14 protein-coding genes are annotated in these 17,179 nt (G+C 53.3%); 9 read left to right on the top strand and 5 right to left on the bottom strand.

Annotated features, from left to right (window positions below):
• Positions 1-127: 127 nt before the first annotated feature.
• The 6 genes from gyrB (at position 128) to J2I47_RS18955 (ending at position 6,704) form a co-directional block, all read left to right on the top strand.
• Positions 128-2,134 (top strand): DNA topoisomerase (ATP-hydrolyzing) subunit B, encoded by a 2,007-nt coding sequence (gene gyrB, locus J2I47_RS18980; RefSeq protein ID WP_207366176.1) that lies wholly within the window; start codon positions 128-130, stop codon positions 2,132-2,134.
• 156 nt (positions 2,135-2,290) lie between these two features.
• Entirely contained in the window at positions 2,291-4,639 is a 2,349-nt protein-coding gene (gene ppk1, locus J2I47_RS18975) for a polyphosphate kinase 1 (RefSeq protein ID WP_207366175.1), read from the top strand.
• Positions 4,640-4,959: 320 nt separating this feature from the next.
• Positions 4,960-5,439 carry a transthyretin-like family protein gene (locus tag J2I47_RS18970; protein ID WP_207366174.1) on the top strand — a complete coding sequence of 160 codons (480 nt, stop codon included), beginning with the start codon at positions 4,960-4,962 and terminating at the stop codon, positions 5,437-5,439.
• Between the two features lie 98 nt (positions 5,440-5,537).
• Positions 5,538-5,951: a hypothetical protein gene (locus tag J2I47_RS18965; RefSeq protein WP_207366173.1), complete on the top strand. Its 414-nt coding sequence runs from the start codon at positions 5,538-5,540 to the stop codon at positions 5,949-5,951.
• 179 nt (positions 5,952-6,130) lie between these two features.
• Complete coding sequence (locus tag J2I47_RS18960) at positions 6,131-6,406, top strand: Uma2 family endonuclease (RefSeq protein ID WP_207366172.1); 276 nt, start codon at positions 6,131-6,133, stop codon at positions 6,404-6,406.
• Positions 6,393-6,704, top strand: a complete 312-nt coding sequence (locus tag J2I47_RS18955; protein WP_207366171.1) for a Uma2 family endonuclease — start codon at positions 6,393-6,395, stop codon at positions 6,702-6,704. The genes J2I47_RS18960 and J2I47_RS18955 overlap by 14 nt, the downstream gene beginning before the upstream one ends.
• Positions 6,705-6,793: 89 nt before the next feature.
• Here J2I47_RS18955 and J2I47_RS18950 read toward each other — a convergent pair whose 3' ends face one another.
• Positions 6,794-7,909, bottom strand: a complete 1,116-nt coding sequence (locus J2I47_RS18950) for an AI-2E family transporter (RefSeq protein ID WP_207366170.1) — start codon at positions 7,907-7,909, stop codon at positions 6,794-6,796.
• Between the two features lie 232 nt (positions 7,910-8,141).
• Here J2I47_RS18950 and bla point away from each other — a divergent pair, with 232 nt between their 5' ends.
• The gene (bla, locus tag J2I47_RS18945) at positions 8,142-8,891 is read left to right on the top strand and encodes a subclass B1 metallo-beta-lactamase (RefSeq protein ID WP_207366169.1); all 750 of its coding nucleotides are present in this window, start codon (positions 8,142-8,144) and stop codon (positions 8,889-8,891) included.
• Positions 8,892-8,938: 47 nt separating this feature from the next.
• Here bla and J2I47_RS26635 read toward each other — a convergent pair whose 3' ends face one another.
• From J2I47_RS26635 to J2I47_RS18930, 4 genes are all read right to left on the bottom strand, one after another.
• A complete protein-coding gene (locus J2I47_RS26635; RefSeq protein ID WP_229374767.1) occupies positions 8,939-9,373 on the bottom strand; it encodes a Rossmann-fold NAD(P)-binding domain-containing protein in 435 nt (144 codons plus the stop codon).
• Positions 9,374-9,402: 29 nt separating this feature from the next.
• Positions 9,403-9,678 (bottom strand): NAD(P)H-binding protein, encoded by a 276-nt coding sequence (locus J2I47_RS26630; protein ID WP_229374765.1) that lies wholly within the window; start codon positions 9,676-9,678, stop codon positions 9,403-9,405.
• 438 nt (positions 9,679-10,116) lie between these two features.
• Entirely contained in the window at positions 10,117-10,761 is a 645-nt protein-coding gene (locus J2I47_RS18935) for a T9SS type A sorting domain-containing protein (protein ID WP_207366168.1), read from the bottom strand.
• A 103-nt stretch (positions 10,762-10,864) separates the two neighbouring features.
• A complete protein-coding gene (locus J2I47_RS18930; RefSeq protein WP_229374763.1) occupies positions 10,865-13,231 on the bottom strand; it encodes an OstA-like protein in 2,367 nt (788 codons plus the stop codon).
• 111 nt (positions 13,232-13,342) lie between these two features.
• Between J2I47_RS18930 and tilS the strand changes: the two genes are divergently transcribed.
• Together tilS and J2I47_RS18920 are read left to right on the top strand one after the other, a co-directional pair.
• Entirely contained in the window at positions 13,343-14,758 is a 1,416-nt protein-coding gene (tilS, locus tag J2I47_RS18925) for a tRNA lysidine(34) synthetase TilS (RefSeq protein WP_207366167.1), read from the top strand.
• Positions 14,759-14,770: 12 nt separating this feature from the next.
• Positions 14,771-17,065, top strand: coding sequence for a carboxypeptidase regulatory-like domain-containing protein (locus J2I47_RS18920; RefSeq protein ID WP_207366166.1), 2,295 nt, complete (start codon positions 14,771-14,773; stop codon positions 17,063-17,065).
• Positions 17,066-17,179 lie beyond the last annotated feature (114 nt).

Genomic DNA, 17,179 nt, shown 5'->3' with positions numbered 1-17,179 from the left:
TTGCTATTTCGCTCGGAAATGACCAATTAATTTTGTATTTTTACAATCTGATACAAGCACAGTGTGTGCCTGTTTTTCGGCTTTCCCGGGACCTTTTTTCGTCAAAAACCACATACACAAATACCGCATGACTAACGAAGTTGTTGACGCAGATATTCAGGAAGTAGTTGACCCCTCACGGGCCAATTATGGGTCCGATAACATCCAGGTGCTCGAAGGTCTTGAGGCTGTTCGGAAGCGCCCGTCGATGTATATCGGTGACGTAGGCGTGAAGGGCCTGCACCACCTGATCTGGGAAGTTGTCGATAACTCTATCGACGAAGCAATGGCGGGTTACTGCGACACCATTTCGGTGACCATTAACCCCGACAATTCCATTACTGTTAGAGACAATGGCCGGGGTATTCCGGTGGGTCTCAACAAACAAACCGGCCGGGATTCGCTCGAAGTGGTGATGACCGTGCTTCACGCCGGTGGTAAGTTTGATAAAGACACGTATAAAGTATCGGGTGGTCTTCACGGCGTGGGTGTATCCTGCGTGAACGCCCTCTCGACCATGCTGCGCGTGGAAGTACACCGCGACGGCAAAGCCTACGAACAGGAGTACCACATTGGCCAGCCGCAATACAACGTGCGTCAGATCGGTACCGCCGACGATACGGGCACTACCGTTCATTTTAAGCCCGACGAGACGATTTTTGCCGAAACCGTCTACCGCTACGACACCGTGGCCGGGCGGCTGCGTGAACTGGCGTACCTCAACAAGGGCATCCGCATTCAGCTCACCGACCTGCGCGAACTCGACGAACAGGGCAACCCGATCAACACCACAGCTTTTCACTCGGAAGGTGGCCTAAGCGAGTTTGTGAAATACCTCGACGAATCGCGCCCCGCCCTCGACGGCATGGAGCCGATTTACATGGAGAGCGAAAAAGGCAGCACCCCTGCGCAGGTGGCAATGGTGTATAATATGGAGGCGGGCGAAAACGTCCAGTCATACGTCAACAACATCAACACCCATGAGGGCGGTACCCACGTGCAGGGCTTCCGGTCGGCCATTACCCGCGTGTTTGGCAAATACCTGGAGCGTAACCCCGGCCTGATTCCGAAGAACGCCACCAAAGTGAAATTTGAAGGCGGCGACTTCCGTAAGGGCCTCACCGCCGTGGTATCGGTGAAAGTAGCCGAGCCGCAGTTTGAAGGGCAAACTAAAGGTAAACTGGGCAACCAGGAAGTGGTGAGCGCCGTGAGCCAGATCGTGGGCGAAATGCTGGAACGCTGGCTGGACGAAAACCCCAAGAAAGCACAGGCCATTGTGCGCAAAGTGCTCATTTCGGCCCAGGCCCGTATTGCCGCCGACCTTGCCTACTCGCGCATCATGACAGACCGCAAGGACTTCATGGGCGGCGCAGGCCTGCCGGGCAAACTTGCCGACTGCTCAGACACTGACCCCCGCGTGTGTGAGTTGTATCTGGTGGAAGGTGACTCGGCCGGTGGGTCGGCCAAGCAGGGCCGTAACCGGGCTTTCCAGGCCATCCTGCCCCTCCGCGGTAAGATCCTGAACGTGGAAAAAGCCCTGGAGCATAAGATCTACGAAAACGAAGAGATCAAAAATATCTGGACGGCCCTGGGCGTTCGGCTGGAGAAGTTGGGCGACGAGACGGTAATGAACCTGGAGAAACTCCGGTATCACAAGATCATCATCATGACCGACGCCGACGTTGACGGTAGCCACATCCGGACACTGCTGCTGACCTTGTTCTTCCGCAACATGCGCGCGCTGATCGAAAACGGCTACCTCTACATTGCCCAGCCACCGTTTTACCTGGTGAAAAAAGGCAAGGAAGAACGGTACTGCTGGACAGAAGCACAACGCGAAATTGCCGTGCGTGAACTGGCCGGGTCTGGTCGCGAAGAGAACGTACACATCCAGCGCTACAAAGGGCTGGGTGAAATGAACGCCGAGCAACTCTGGGAAACGACCATGGATCCCAACCGCCGCAGCCTGAAGCAGGTGACCATTGAATCGGCCGCCGACGCCGACCACGTGTTCTCGATGCTGATGGGCGATGAGGTGCCGCCCCGCCGCGATTTTATCGAGCGGAACGCGAAGTATGCCAAAGTAGACGTTTAGTAATAACTTAATACGGAAACCGGGTCGAAAGGCCCGGTTTTTTGTTAATACAGAGAAACAAGAAATAAGAAGCAAGAGACAAAAGTCAGTAAGCCGCCGGGCATCTTTTGTCTCTTGCTTCTCATCTCTTACTTCTTGCTTTTTTTCCCTACGCCTATGTCTACTCCTAACCAACACCATCGTAGCCGCAATTTGCTGGGTAACATTGTTTCGCGCTTCACGAACCGGTTAGGTGATACAAGCGCGGCAGATACAGCCGACCGCACCAGCCCGAAGACCGCCGCCCGCGTCAGCAATGTCGTGGAGCAGAGTGATTACATAAGTCGTGATCTAAGCTGGCTAAAGTTCAACGAGCGCGTACTCGACCAGGCCCGCAACCCCGCCCGGACGCTCATGGAGCGCTTGAAGTTTCTGGCGATCACGGCCTCGAACCTCGACGAGTTTTTTACCATCCGCATTGGTAGCCTCTACAACTATCTTGACTACCATAAAGAGCGCACCGACTATTCGGGGCTGCGGGAAGGACCGTTCAAAAAAGCCCTTTTCCGGGCGGCACAGCAGTTTAGCCAGGATCAGCAACACGTTTTTGTGGATGATCTGATGCCGCTCTTCGCCCAAAACGACATTGTGCTGGCCCACTATGCCGACCTCACCGAGGCTGAACAACAGCAGGCCGCCGATTACTTCGACCGGACGATTTTTCCGACGCTGACACCCATGCTCTACGACTACACGCACACCTTCCCGGTGTTGCTGGCGCGGGTGCTCATCTTCGGCGTGGTTACTAATAACCCCAACACCACCTCGGCCCGGCGCGATAAAGATGACGACGAAGACGACAGTCAGCGGCTCTCGTTTGTGCAGATTCCGGCCAACCTGCCCCGGTTTATGCCTTTCGAACGCGACGAGGCCATCGTGTTTTTGCCCATCGAAGAAATCGTTCGCAAACACATTCACAAGCTTTACCGCAACGTCAGCATTTCGTCGGTCAACCTGTTTAAGATTACCCGCAACGGCGATTTTGCGCTGGACGAAAGTGAGGACGACGATGAAGTTGATTTCCTCGACGAGATCAGGCAGAAGATCAAAAATAGGCGGCTGGGGCGCGTGGTGCGGGTGGAGGTAGAAGCCGAAAGCATGACTTCGGCGGCATCTTCGTGGATGATTAATCTGCTGAAAAAACGCTGGGAGATCGACGACGCCAACCTGTTTGAGGCGACGCGGCTGATTGATTTTACCAGTCTGTGGCAGATCATCCGCCATCCGGAGTTCAAAAACGACATGCCCGCGCCGCACCCGCCGGTGCCGCCGGTAGGGCTGGAGCGCGAAAAAATCGGGGATATTTTCGAGGCCATCCGGGAGCGCGACATCCTGATGCACCATCCCTACAACAACTTCGAGCCGGTGCTGCAACTGCTGGAACAGGCCGCCGAAGACCCTAACGTGCTGGCTATCAAGCTCACCGTATACCGACTGGCCAAACGGTCGCGGATTACGGAGGCGTTGCTGAAGGCCGCCGAAAACGGCAAGCACGTATCGGTGTTGTTTGAAGTAAAGGCGCGTTTTGACGAAGAAAACAACATCCGCGAGGCGCAGCGGCTGCAGAAAGCGGGCTGCTTTGTTATCTACGGCATCAGCCGCTACAAGACCCATACCAAGCTGCTGCTGGTGGTGCGCAACGAAGGCAGCCGCGTGGTCCGCTATGCGCACCTATCCAGCGGAAATTACAACGAAGACACCGCCCGGATGTATACCGACATTGGGCTTCTGACTACGAGCGAGACCTACACCAACGACATTTCGGAGTTTTTCAACGTCATCACGGGCCATTCGCTGCCCAGCGGCTACCAATACCTGCTCACCGCCCCCCGCGACATGCGCAACCAGTTGGTCGACCTCATCCGGGCCGAAGTAGACCATGCCCGGCGCGGCCTGACCAGCGGTATTTGCATTAAAATCAATTCGCTGGAAGACAAAATCGTGATCGACGAACTGTACGCCGCCTCGCAGGCGGGTGTACCTATCCGGCTTATTGTGCGGGGTATCTGCTGCCTGCGTCCGGGCCGGAAGGGGCTGAGCGAAAACATCACCATTCGCTCCATAGTAGGCGACTACCTGGAGCACACCCGTATTTTCTATTTCCACAACCTCGGCGAACCCAAAATCTACGGCGGTAGTGCCGACATTATGGTGCGCAGCTTCGACCGGCGCATCGAGTCGCTGTTTTATCTGGCCGATTTACGGGTGCGACAGCAGGCTATCCTGATTCTGGACTACAACTTGCTCGACACCGTCAACGCGTACGAATTACAGGAAGACGGCACCTACAAAAAGTGCGAACCCGCCGAAGGAGCTGAACCGTTCAACATTCAGGAACGCTTCTTCGACGTGACCGAAGCCGACGTAATGCAGGCCCAACTTTTCGACGAAATCATCACGCCCCCCGTTGCCGACGTCCCCGCCGATATGACCGAAGGTGCCGACAGCACCATCGCTACGATTTGAGATAGCATAGCGTAGTATGGTCCCGCTGTTGTCATTTGGCTGCGCTGAATGACGACAGCGGGACCATTTTTTGTACACTCCTACATAACTACAAATTGACTTATTCAAAGAACTGACTAACTGGCTAACGTATCGGTTCTTGGATTAAAAATACCCTTGTAGAACAGAATACTAGATTTGCTGCTTAAATACTCAGCTATTTTTGACAAAGGACACAAAATTTGTACTTATAGCTATTTGGAACTTATTTAATACTGCCCATCCAGTACTAATTTAAAAACGTTGTAAAGTAATGGTTAACTGATTCAATAACTCAAGGTATGAAAACCGTCTGCTTGTTCCGTCTAATCCCGTATTTCTTGCTATCTGTATGGTTACTTGGTTGTTTTAAAACCATCGAAAGCACTACGCTCGTTGAAGGCACAGTACAGCTTTCTGATGGAAAACCGGTGGCTAATTATCCGCTTAGTATTGGTGCTTATGTAAGTCAGGGATATGGATCAAGTGGCAGTTTGGTAAGCAAAGAAGATTTCACAACAGATAGTCAGGGGAGATTTCGGTACAATGCGGTTACCAGCAAAGGAGAATTAGAATTTAAATCGTATAGGTTAGACTATCCCGCCAATTTCACTATTGACAAGACGTCATATTACGCCGACACAGTTCAGGTCAAAATCGTTGATGCATCTGGCGCTGTTTTACCAGAGTTTAAGAATCTTTCAAACGATTATCACAATCCAGGATATTTACATTTAGGCCAGCGGCAGATTTTTAAGTTTGTTCTGAAGAAAGGCAATTGATAACAATTAACCGCCGACCTGACCGAAGGAGCTGACAGCACCATCGCTACGATTTGACGGATCCAGAAAGTGTTTATCACTCGTTAAACTCACTAACAATGAAAACTGTCTCATCAATTGCTCTGCCAGCCCTACTGGGGCTGGCAGGAGCCTGTAAAAAGGAAGAACCCATTGTATTATTGCCTACTCCCTTCTCTTTTCATATAGTGTATAAGCAAACAGGACTTCCTGTTGATAGTGGTGTGGTCGAGATATTTGGTATAAAGGGAGGCTATTTAAACCCTCCCAAAGTCTCCACGCAACTTTACCTAGGCTATACTGGCAAGAATGGTAATGTCAGTTCTACAATCCAAGTACCTAGCGATAGCTACGCTACATTCAATTGCTACAAACTAGTAAAACTGGGTAGCCGCTATGCCGACTTTAGCTTGGATCAAGTTCAGCCAAATTTGACTGACTTAAAGCGGGGGCAGGAAAACAATATCACAGTTGCTCTGGATACGTTGAAGTAGACAGCGAGCCCTTCAACATCCAGGAACGCTTTTTCGATGTCACCGAAGCCGACGTGATGACGGCCCAGCTTTTCGACGACCTGATGGTGCCCCCCGCCGATGACATACCTGCCGATATGACCGAAGGTGCCGACAGCACCATCGCTACGATTTGAGCGTAAACGCTTATTTTAGCCCTTATGGAAACAGTACTGATGCATTTTGCGGAAGACATTCGGTTTACCGACGACGAGTTCGTTCGGTTTTGCCAGGATAACCCTTCGTTGCGTTTTGAGCGCCGTAAAAACGGTGACATCATACTGATGAGCTTAACAGGCGGCGAAACGGGAAACCGGAATATTGAGCTAGGAGCAGATTTTGTTATCTGGAACCGGCAGTCGAAGTGGGGATACTTTTTCGATTCATCAACGGCATTCCGGCTACCCGACACGTCGGTGATCGGTGCTGTCGCCTGATGTAGCGGGCGTGAGCCGGGCGCGTTGGAAGGCATTGACAGAGCAGCAACGGCGTAAGTTTGTTCCCCTTTGCCCCGACTTTGTGCTGGAGCTTAAATCGCCTTCTGACCGGCTGGTCGACGCCAAACAGAAAATGGTCGATTGGATGGACAACGGTTGTCAACTGGGCTGGCTGATTGACACCGACATGCGTACGGCTTACGTGTATCGCCCCGACCGCGAACCTGAAGAAATCACAAACCTGACTACCCTTTCGGGTGAGGGCGTACTGCTCGATTTCACCCTGACATTTTTCTAACAATCATCAGGAAAACCTACCTACCGAAAAAGCCGCATCAGGGACCTGAATGCGGCTTTTTCGTGTGGTCACGGTTAAGCGTAATTGGCTCAGTTTTCGGTAATGACAGCTTTGCGGCGACGGCGGGGCAGGCGAAACAGCTTGCTCCCCTCCTGCTCTGGCGTTTGGTCGCCCAGCAACACGCCCCACGCCCGCAGACTGTCGACCCGGTCGAAGATAATCTTCAGAATGGCAATGGCCGGAATAGACAGGAACATGCCCGACACCCCCGCCAAGGCCCCGCCAATGAGCACACCAACAATAGACACCAGCGCGTTGATACGCACTTTCGACGCTACAATGAAAGGTACCAGCAGGTTGTTGTCGATGAACTGCACAAGCAAAAACACGCCCACAACGCCCAGCCCCACCGACAAATCAGGTTGGTAGCTCATGGTCACCAGCACGGTCAGAAATGTGGCCACCAGCCCCCCAATGTAGGGCACCAGGTTCAAAATAGCGGCCATGATGCCCAGCAGGATAGCGTATTGAACGTGCAACAGCAGCAGACCAACGGAGTTAAGCCCCGCTACACAGGCAGTTTCGATCAGCAGCCCCACTACATAGCTCTGTACAACGGCCTTTACTTCCGAGAGGATCTCGCGGACGCGGTCGGCATGCCGTTGCGGAAAGAGCACCACCACAAAGTGCATGAGCATGGTGCGGTAATAGAGCAGCAGGAATACGTAAATGGGCAGCAGAATCAGCGTACCCAACGGACCGGAAATAATACCCAGCGTATCAGCACTCTGCAGACTCGTCAGCGTTTCGGCCTGCGCTTTCTGAATATACTTGTCCTGCTGTCGGTAGCTTACGTTATACTCATTATGTATCCAGCGCCGCACGTCTGCATATACCTCGTTTAGGTGCTGCCGGAGCTTGGGCAAATCATCGGTGAAGTCAGCTAGCTGGATCGACAACAGCACCCCAATGCCCGAGATTACGATGATAGCCAGCAACAGGGCCAGGCTAATGGCAATGACTTTGTGCATACCCCGGCGTATGAGCCAGGTTTCAATGGGCTGCAGAAAAACGGCCAGCAGTCCCGCCATAGCCAGCGGCACCAGGATGTCCTGCCCCAGATAGATAGCCGCCGTGATGATAGCCAGCGACAGCAGGGAATGTGAAAATTGGTGATAATGAGGACGATCTGATTCAGAGAGCATAGTGGTGAACGTTGATAGGCGCAAAATACAGAAGATGCTTTGCTTACCACATTCATCGTGCCTTAATTACTCGGCGGTTGCACGGCTGCTGATAGTCGTTACCTCTCTGAGCTTACGGACCGCAAAACCACCCCACGAGGCGTGCTCATACACCTTTCACACGAAAACAGGAGGATACAGCCAGCTCATTTTAACTTTGCCATTTGTATCGCCCCCATAATCGCCTGCTCTTATGCGTCACTTACCAGTACTTCTGGCCTGGTTGTTTTTTGCTCCCTGCGTTCACGCCCAAACGCCGCAGAAACCCAGGCTTGTCGTCACCCCCATCACCAACCATGTATACGTTCATACTACCTATGGAGTGTACCAGCAAAGTAGCGTTCCGTCCAACGGCCTGATTATTAGCACCCAGGGGGGCGTGGTGTTGGTTGATACCGGTTGGGATACCAAAGATGACACCGGAAACACTGAGCAATTACTGCGCTGGGTAGCTGATAGCCTGCACCAAACCGTACGGCTCTGTATTGTGACGCACGCCCACGAAGACCGCGTGGGTGGTATAGCTGCCCTGCGCCGGGCGGGAGTACGGGTTATCAGCACGCCGCTAACCGCCCAGAAGTCTATACGCTTGGGTTACGAGTCGCCCGAGGGGATTCTTCCCTCAGACACCACGTTTACAGTCGGACAGGTGCCCATACGCTGTTACTTCCCCGGTGAGGGCCACACCAGTGATAATATTGTGGTCTGGTTGCCCAATCAGCACCTGCTGCATGGCGGCTGTCTGATCAAAAGCGTAGCCACTTTCGGGATGGGAAACGTCGCCGACGCCAATTTGGGTGAGTGGGCTAATTCAGTCCGCCGGGTGATCCGGCAGTTTGGTACGGCCCGGACGGTGATACCCGGTCACGAAGACTGGTCCGACACCAGGGCGTTGGAACATACCCTGCGACTGTTAGCCAAATACAACGCACAGAAACGTTGATCAGAACGGGTGCTCAACCTAGCCTCCTTGGCCGGGGCCGTGCTTTATTACAGCTGATACAACTCCTTTAGCCCTTCCTTCAGCGAAGCCGGTTTCCGGCCAAGCAGGGTTCCCAGGTCAGAGCTTACCTGATCTTCCTGCCCGTTACTGATGTCGGTGATGAAACCGGTTATTCGTTGCACCATTACATCGGGCAGACCTCGTTCTTTCAGGCCCGCTTCGAAGGCCGCTTTCGTCGCCGCTATGTACTTCACCGTCTTGCCCGATAGCTCGGTCAGCGCCGCCGCAACATCGGCAAAGGAATAGGACTCGCTGCCGGTGAGTTTATAGAGTTTATTGCCGCTGTCACCCGCTGCCAGGGCATTGGCCATAGCTTCTCCCATATCACGCCGGAGCGCCAGGGCAACTTTTCCGTTACCGGCGGGCAGGTAAATACCCCGCTCAAAAACGGTTGGTCCCACAAACTGCGGTATAGTGTCCATGTAGAGAATATTCTGGAATAGGGTGTAGGTCAGTCCGCATCAACCACGTTGCTATGCTGCCGAAGGCGATTTTCTTCGTCCGTACCAGCAATCAGCAGCACCGTATCGATGCCCTGCATGGCGTTGCCGAGTGAGGCCGTGTCGTCATACGTACCCACGCGGACAGTAATGCCTTTTCCTTTTAAATCAGTGGCTTTGCTTTCGTCGCGGACAAGGCCAACCAGTTGAGACGCGGGTATTTTGTTAAGCAGGAAGCTGAGGGTAGCTGAGCCGAGATGGCCCGTAGCGCCGGTGACAAGAATCATAGTGCCTGTGTACTGAGGGTTGAATGAAAGCCTTTCACGTTGATCCATGAAATGGCTTGTTTAACGCCCTACCCGGTAATACAATTCCGGCAAACAGCAGCGCACGTCGTATAAAACCCGGTGGTGGCCGACGTAGTGAAGACGGTTGGCCGTACCTGGATGAGTAGAGGGCAGCCGGCGTAGCATAAAAAAGGTCCACCAGCTAGCTGGTGGACCTTTTTTATGCTACGCCGGTCATTAATCCTGACGGCGGCTTTTTTCCTGTTTCTTTTCAGCTTTGGCCGCTTTTTTCTCTTTTGGCGACTTAGCAGGTTCTTTTTTCTTCTCAGATCGGGCGTCTTGTGCTTTAGCCATGTTGCTCGTGGTTTAAGGTGCCAAGGTACTGTTTACGTAGTCAGAAACGATGTTCGTTTGGCAATTGTTGCCAAATGCCGTCCATTACTGATGCTTCACCAGCAGTTTCTTGGTGGCCACTTTTACCCCCTCTACCGACAGTTGGTAGAAGTAGTAGCCGGTTGGCAAATCGCGGGTCTGAATCCGCACTTTCCGTTCGTTACGGTCCAGCGAATATTCGGCTACGGGTGCACCCAGAATATTGAGCAGTGTGATGTTGACGCCGCCCACACTACCGTGCATGGTATAGTCTATCTCAGCCAGTTCATGGGCCGGGTTAGGGTAAATGTTTGAGACCGTCAGGCGACTGCTGTTATACATCTGCTCTTCCGAATGCACGGCGTCTTCCGGCTGACGGTCGACCACCGGCAGGCTGGTGGCCGTGCTTTCAGGAGTGGCAGCACTGGAACGAACCGAGCCTGTTTTTATCACCGAAGGAGCCAGCAGAATAGACCGATAATAGTCGCGGAGCATGTCGTTACGGCCCTGCGTAAGCAGACGGTCCATGGGCGACATGGGCATGGGTCGGGGCATCAGCAGGCGTTGGGGCCTGGTGTTGGTTGCCGCTACCGAAGTTGGGCCGTTCTTTCGGCCCAGCTCAAGCCGACTTCGCCCCGGTTCCTGCGCCCGCGTCGAAGTGGTCCATAGCAGACCGATGAAAAGACCATATGCCAGTAAATTTTGCTTCATACTTGATAATCAACGCGTTGACCATGCGACCTGCAAACGTATCTACGAAAAAAGACAAAGTCAACGCGGTTATGGGTGAAAAATTGTTAATTCTCCAGGCTATTTACTCCTTTTGACCCGATTTAGGTGCTGAAGGTTTAGAAATCACATCAAGTTTAATGCCCTTTTTATTCAGTGGAACCTTATTTAATTCCTTTTCAAGGCCAGAGACATCTTTTGTTTGGAACGCACCCTGACCCGTCGACGATGGAGCGTTGGCAGTCTTTACGCTAACCCTGGCTGGAAGTGATTTTTTAACTACATTTTTTTTAACAGACATTACCGAATTGGATTCTGCCGAAACAGCACTATCTGACTTCGTTGTGGCGGGCAAAACCGCGTTTATTACCCGGCCTGTTGTGGTCGAATCTGAAGCGATGCTGTCGGCCAGTAGCTTCACGCTGGGAATCATGGTGGCTACTGTTGCGCTGGTTAGCTCCGTCACTGCACTCGTACTCGCCAATGTGCTCACCGGCAAAGATTTAAGCATCCCGGCGGCGGCACTGACCGATGCCGGCAACGCAGGCGACGCCATCACCGAACTAACCGACGCGGGCAAACCAAGCCTGTTGGTTTCTTTTTTGACGGCCGGAATCCGGTCTGACAGGTCAGCAATAATCTGTGCAGGTGGCTGTGGACTGTTCTTTTTAGTCGGCGGCCCGTAAGGCTCTTCGCCCAACACATTGGCTTTGGTAGGTTTTTCATTTACACGCCACCGAAAACCGTCTAGTGTTTTCTTATCATCGGTGAGTTGTTTGGGAGGCGTCAACGTACCATCGGGACGACCATAAAAGCGGATATTCCCTACCCTGCTTTTAGTAAATTCAATAGTCATCTTGCTACAGTCAACGCGATTCATTCCGGTGAAAACATTTTTATCATCCACTACGAAATAAATGCTCTGACCGTTGCCCTCCACTATCACTTTATCTAGCTGCGTTTTCTCTTCTACCTTAGGTGGTTTTCCGTTTGTACCAGGCCCCACCAGGGCCGTTGTGACAACAGGTTGTGACGGGGCGGGTTTGTTGCCCGTACTGGCCGTCGGCTTCACGGTAGCACCGGCCGCGTTCTTTGTGCGCCGCACCACCCGTACCACTTTAGGCCGGAGCGTGTCGAGCACCGATTTGAAATAGGCCGTTACCGACCGCCCTTTTATCTGGTTAAAGAACTTCATTGTGTCCTGCGACACCACAAAAGACCGCGTGCGGAGCAGCAGCGTATTAATCTTATTATTCTTCAGCCGGGCCGTAATCGTGTCGGCTTCCATCTGGTAATTCTGGCTCCAGACAATGGGCTTTTTGTAGAAATAGAAGCTCGAATCCACGGCCGTGTATACCAGTGAGTCACAACGGCTCTGCATGTCGTTTTTGAAGACGAGTACGTTTTTGTTTCCCACCAGCTTACGCGGTTTCTTCTCTTTACTACCCGACGGCGTATCGTAGGAGAACAGCGTATCGGCCCGCATGTAGAGGGTATCTTTGGGGGCGCTGACGGTGCGCACCACGGCGTTGCCCGTGACGCGGGTGATGCCCAGCTTACCGTTATAGCGGCCCTGCTTACCCGTAATGGTGGTTTTGTCTTCTTTTGCTACCAGCACCACGTTCCCCTTGGCAATGCCCAGCTCGCTCTGATTGTCGAAATCCAGCGTATCGGCCGTAAGGGTGTATTTATCCGTGAAGGCGGTAGCGCGCTGCTTAAAATTCGAGACACGCGTAGTAGTATTGTATGTACCATCGCGGGCCTGCAGGGTGCCATCTTTGTTGATAATCTTGGTTGGCCCCTGAAACGTAGCAATCTTGGTAGCACTGTTATAGAGTAGCGAGTCGGCGAGGAGCGTGGTTTTGGGATTCACCAGCCGCACATTGCGAATAAACGTAAACTCCTTGGTGCGAGTACTATAATAGCCTTCCTCGCTGGTGAGCACATTCTCTTTGTCGACAATCCGGCCTTTGGTGGGGTAGTGCGCCAGGCCGTTGGCCATATCGTAGTCCAGCCGGGCGGTAGTCAGCGTCATCTTACGGTCGCGGAGAATAACGCGATTCAGCACGGTGGCTGAGCGGGTGTTGCCATAATAGTACATGGTATCGCCCTGGACCGTCACCGTGTCACCCTGCACAATGCGCACGTGCCCATAGGCTTCAATCACGTTGCTACTACTGTTTTGAACAGCTTGATCGCAGTAGAGCAACGCCCCTTTGTGGCTGAACTTAACGTTGTTGACCACCCGTCTGGTCGATGCGCCCGGGGTATTAAGTCCAATGAGGCTGTCGGCATGAAGCAGCTGCACAAGTTCAGTGCCCGAGCCAGTTCCGGGTTGGCCGCCCGTCATCGGCGGACGACCCACCTGTGCCATGGCCCATGGCGCCACCGCCAGCAACAGAGCCGTTAGCAGCCAACGCAAGGAAAGAATGTATTTTTGTAAGTAATCCATCAAAGAGAAGTTTTCCGTTTGTTCTTTTCTGTCGGCTAACGTGTCAGCAACACGCGTGCCCTGGACAAGTCTAAACTGAAAACTGATTTTAACACAAAACTACGCCAACGTGTGCTGGAACAGGGCTTTTTAGCATTTATTAACGAACACCAACTTGTCTCTACCCAGCAGTCTGTGCTGATCGCCGTGAGTGGTGGTGTCGATTCGATGGTGCTTACTCACCTGATGCATCGCTGTGGGTTTACGTTTGCCATGGCTCATGTCAACTTCGGTTTGCGGGGTACCGAGTCTGATGCAGATGCCTTGCTGGTTAAAAACAAGGCGGCGGCCTACGGCGTTCCGTTTCACGAAATCGGCTTTGATACAGCCGCTGAAGCCCGCAGACGGGGCGAGTCCATTCAGCTTGTGGCCCGGCACCTGCGCTACAATTGGTTTCAAACGCTCAGACAGGAGCATGGCTACGCGGCCATCGCCACGGCCCATCACCTCAACGACGTGCTCGAAACCATGCTGCTGAACCTCACGCGGGGCACCGGACTGGCCGGTTTACATGGCATTCCTGTCAAAACCGATCAGGGCGTGATCCGGCCCCTCTGGTTTGCTACCCGCGCCGACATTGAGGCATACGCTCAGGAACAGCAACTGACCTGGCGCGACGATGCCTCCAATGCTTCCGATACCTATAGCCGCAACCGGATTCGGCATCAGGTGGTACCCGCTCTTGAACACATCAACCCTGGTCTGCTCCAGACACTGCCGCGCACCATCAGTCAAATTCAGGCGGCCGAGAAAATACTGAACGCCGAACTCGACTGGTCCTTTGCCGCCTGCACGGAGGCTGATAACCTTGGTTATTCTATTGACTGTCAACAGCTTGCTCAACTGCCAGAGCCACTCTATCGGTTAAATCAATGGCTTCGTCCCTATGGTTTTACGCCCGACATGCTGGCGCAGTGCTGGCGGGGGGTTGACCAAAGGGGGGCGGCTACCGTCAAAACAGGGCAAGTGTTCCGTACAGACTCACACCAACTGACGCATCATCAGGACCGCCTTTGGCTGCGCCCCCGCCACCCCACGCCCCACACGCTCATTTGCGTAAACGACTGGCCCGCCGAACCCCTCGATCTGGGGCAAGCCGGCCAGCTCACGGTCACGCCGCTGCATCGCGACAACTGGTCTGGCACCTGGCCCGACAGCCCAAACGAAGCCCTGTTCGATGCCGCTATGCTGCCCTTCCCCTGGCTTATTCGCCCCTGGAAACAAGGCGATCGATTTCGGCCGCTGGGTATGACCGGGTCAAAATTGGTGAGTGATTTGCTACAGGAACGACATATGCCACTACCTGACCGTGAGCATGTTTGGGTACTGGAAAGCGCTGGGATGATCTGTTGGGTGCTGGGGCTACGTATGGCTCATGTGGCCCGCCTGACGAGTGAATCACGCCACCTGATCAACTGTAGGCTGCAAAACCAGAATTTTCAGTTTGGCACTCATTTTGATACATTCATCCGGGAGACCCATAGTTAAACTCTTACTCTCATGAACCGACCTACACGGGTCCTGCTCTTACTGGCGGGGCTCTTCTTATCGGCCCTGACACTGCAGGCACAGAGCGGGCGGCTACGGGCAGCCAACAAGCAGTATGAAAACTTCAGCTACATAACGGCTGTGCGCCTGTATGAAGAATTCCTGCGCGGCAAACCTGGTGACGCCAATGAGACCCGTGAGGCCCTCACCAAGCTAGGCTTGTGCTACCGGAAACTGCAGGATTCACGCAACGCCGAGCGGGTTTATGGTGAGCTGATTGCCAACTATCCAGACCTGGAAAGTGAAATATACCTGTACTATGCGCAGGCACTCGCCGCCAATGGCAAGCACCGCGAGTCGCAGAAGATGTATAGCCAGTTTGGGCAAAAACAAGGCGACGACCTTCGGGGTCGGCGGTTTACAGTATCTTATATGGACATGAGCCGGTTTTATATCGACTCGTCGTCCTACCGGATTCAGAACCTGCCGATCAACTCACGGCAGGCCGATTTTAGCCCGATGTATTACAAAAAAGGGATTGTCTTCGTCTCCTCGCGTGATGAGGGCGGCATGATCAAGCGGGTATTCAACTGGAACCAAACCCCGTTTCTGGACCTGTATTTCTTTCCCGATACCAACCAACTGCGCATTCCTGGTTTCGATCCCGTTGTTCGTCCCCCCGGCACGGCCGTGTTGGGCGGCGGTGGCCCCGCCGCCGATCAGGCAATCGAGATTGAAGCCGAAACCAAGCCTACCTCCAAGTCAGAGAAGTTTAGCCGCACCCTAAACACCAAGTACCACGAGGGGCCGGTGACGTTTACCAAAGATCAGAACTTCATTGTCTTCACCCGCAACAACGGCAGCAAAGGCAAGAGCGGCAAAAGCACCGACGGCGTCCGTAAACTGAAGTTATATTCGGCGGTAAACCGCAACAACAAGTGGCACGACGTAACCGAACTGCCCTTCAATAGCTCAGAGTATTCAGTAGGTCACCCCGCCTTTTCGCCCGACGATCAGAAGCTGTATTTCGTGTCGGACATGCCCGGCGGTTTTGGCGGAACGGACCTGTATGTGGTCGAATTTAACAATGGCCAATGGGGTACGCCCGTCAATATGGGCAAAGACATCAATACGGAAGGCAACGAGATGTTTCCCTACGTCGATGAAACGGGAAACCTCTATTTTGCCTCTGATGGACACGAGGGCATTGGCGGTCTCGATATTTTCTATGCCGAACTGAAAGACGGCGTGGCCTACCGGGGCGTGCAGAACGTGGGCTATCCCATCAACTCGGAGAAAGACGATTTTGGCCTCATCACCGACCGTGGACGTACGCGCGGCTATTTCAGCAGCAACCGCCGCAAGGGTATCAGCGATGACGATATATACACCTTCAACCGGGCTTGCAAGCAGCTGAATATCCTGGTGTTCGACGCCAAATCAGGCGCACCGCTTGAAGCCGCCGACGTACGTATAGTACGCAACGGCACCAACCAGGATCTGAAAGTAACCAGTAACGAAGGCAAGACGGATCTCTGCCTCGATGCCAACACCGAGTATGAATTCAAGGTTGTAAAAGAGGGGTATGCCCCCAACACAGCCAAATTCTCGACACTGACCCAATCGAACCGACCACAGGTAAACGTGTCGATCTACCTGGAAAAGAGCGAAAACACCATTGTGCGCGGTGTAGTGAAAACGGAGGTGAACCAGAAGCCTGCCGAGGGCGTGAAAGTGACCCTCCGCAACGACAAGGACAAGTCGGAAAAAACGGTAGTGACGGGGCCTGACGGTGGCTATGAATTTGCCGTGAAATCCAACGCACCCTATACCATTACGGCTCAAAAAGACCGCTATGCCACCAAAAGGGCACAGTATGGTAAGAGCAAGGGGGCCAGGAAAATTCAGCGTACTGCCCCTGACTCACTCAGCCTGTATGGCGAAGGTGACGTGTTTCAGTTGAAAAATATCTATTACGACCTCAACAAGTTCTTTATCCGTCCCGACGCCGCCCGCGAGCTAGACCGTGTAGTAGCGTTGCTGAAAGAATACCCGGACATGAAGATCGAACTGCGGTCGCACACCGACGCCCGCTCTGGCGACATGTATAACATGAAGCTCTCGGAAAACCGGGCGCGGGCCGCCCTCGACTACATTGCCTCGCGCGGGATTTCGGCTGACCGGCTTACGGCCCACGGTTATGGCGAAAGCGAAGTGGTGAACGGCTGTACTGATGGCGTAAACTGTAGCGAAAGTGAGCATCAGCAAAACCGACGAACGGAATTCAAAATTCTGGCCGTCAAATAAACAAGTTTGTGTTGTTGAGATAGGTTTCGGCAAGCGCAGGTCCACAGGGCCTGCGCTTTGTCGTGTAGGGATTTCGGATGGGGGATTGCGGATTTCGGATTGTTGCTTACGCCA

It is taken from the genome of Fibrella rubiginis (assembly GCF_017353185.1).
Classification (GTDB): domain Bacteria; phylum Bacteroidota; class Bacteroidia; order Cytophagales; family Spirosomataceae; genus Fibrella; species Fibrella rubiginis.
This window is presented reverse-complemented; position numbering and strand designations above follow the sequence as displayed.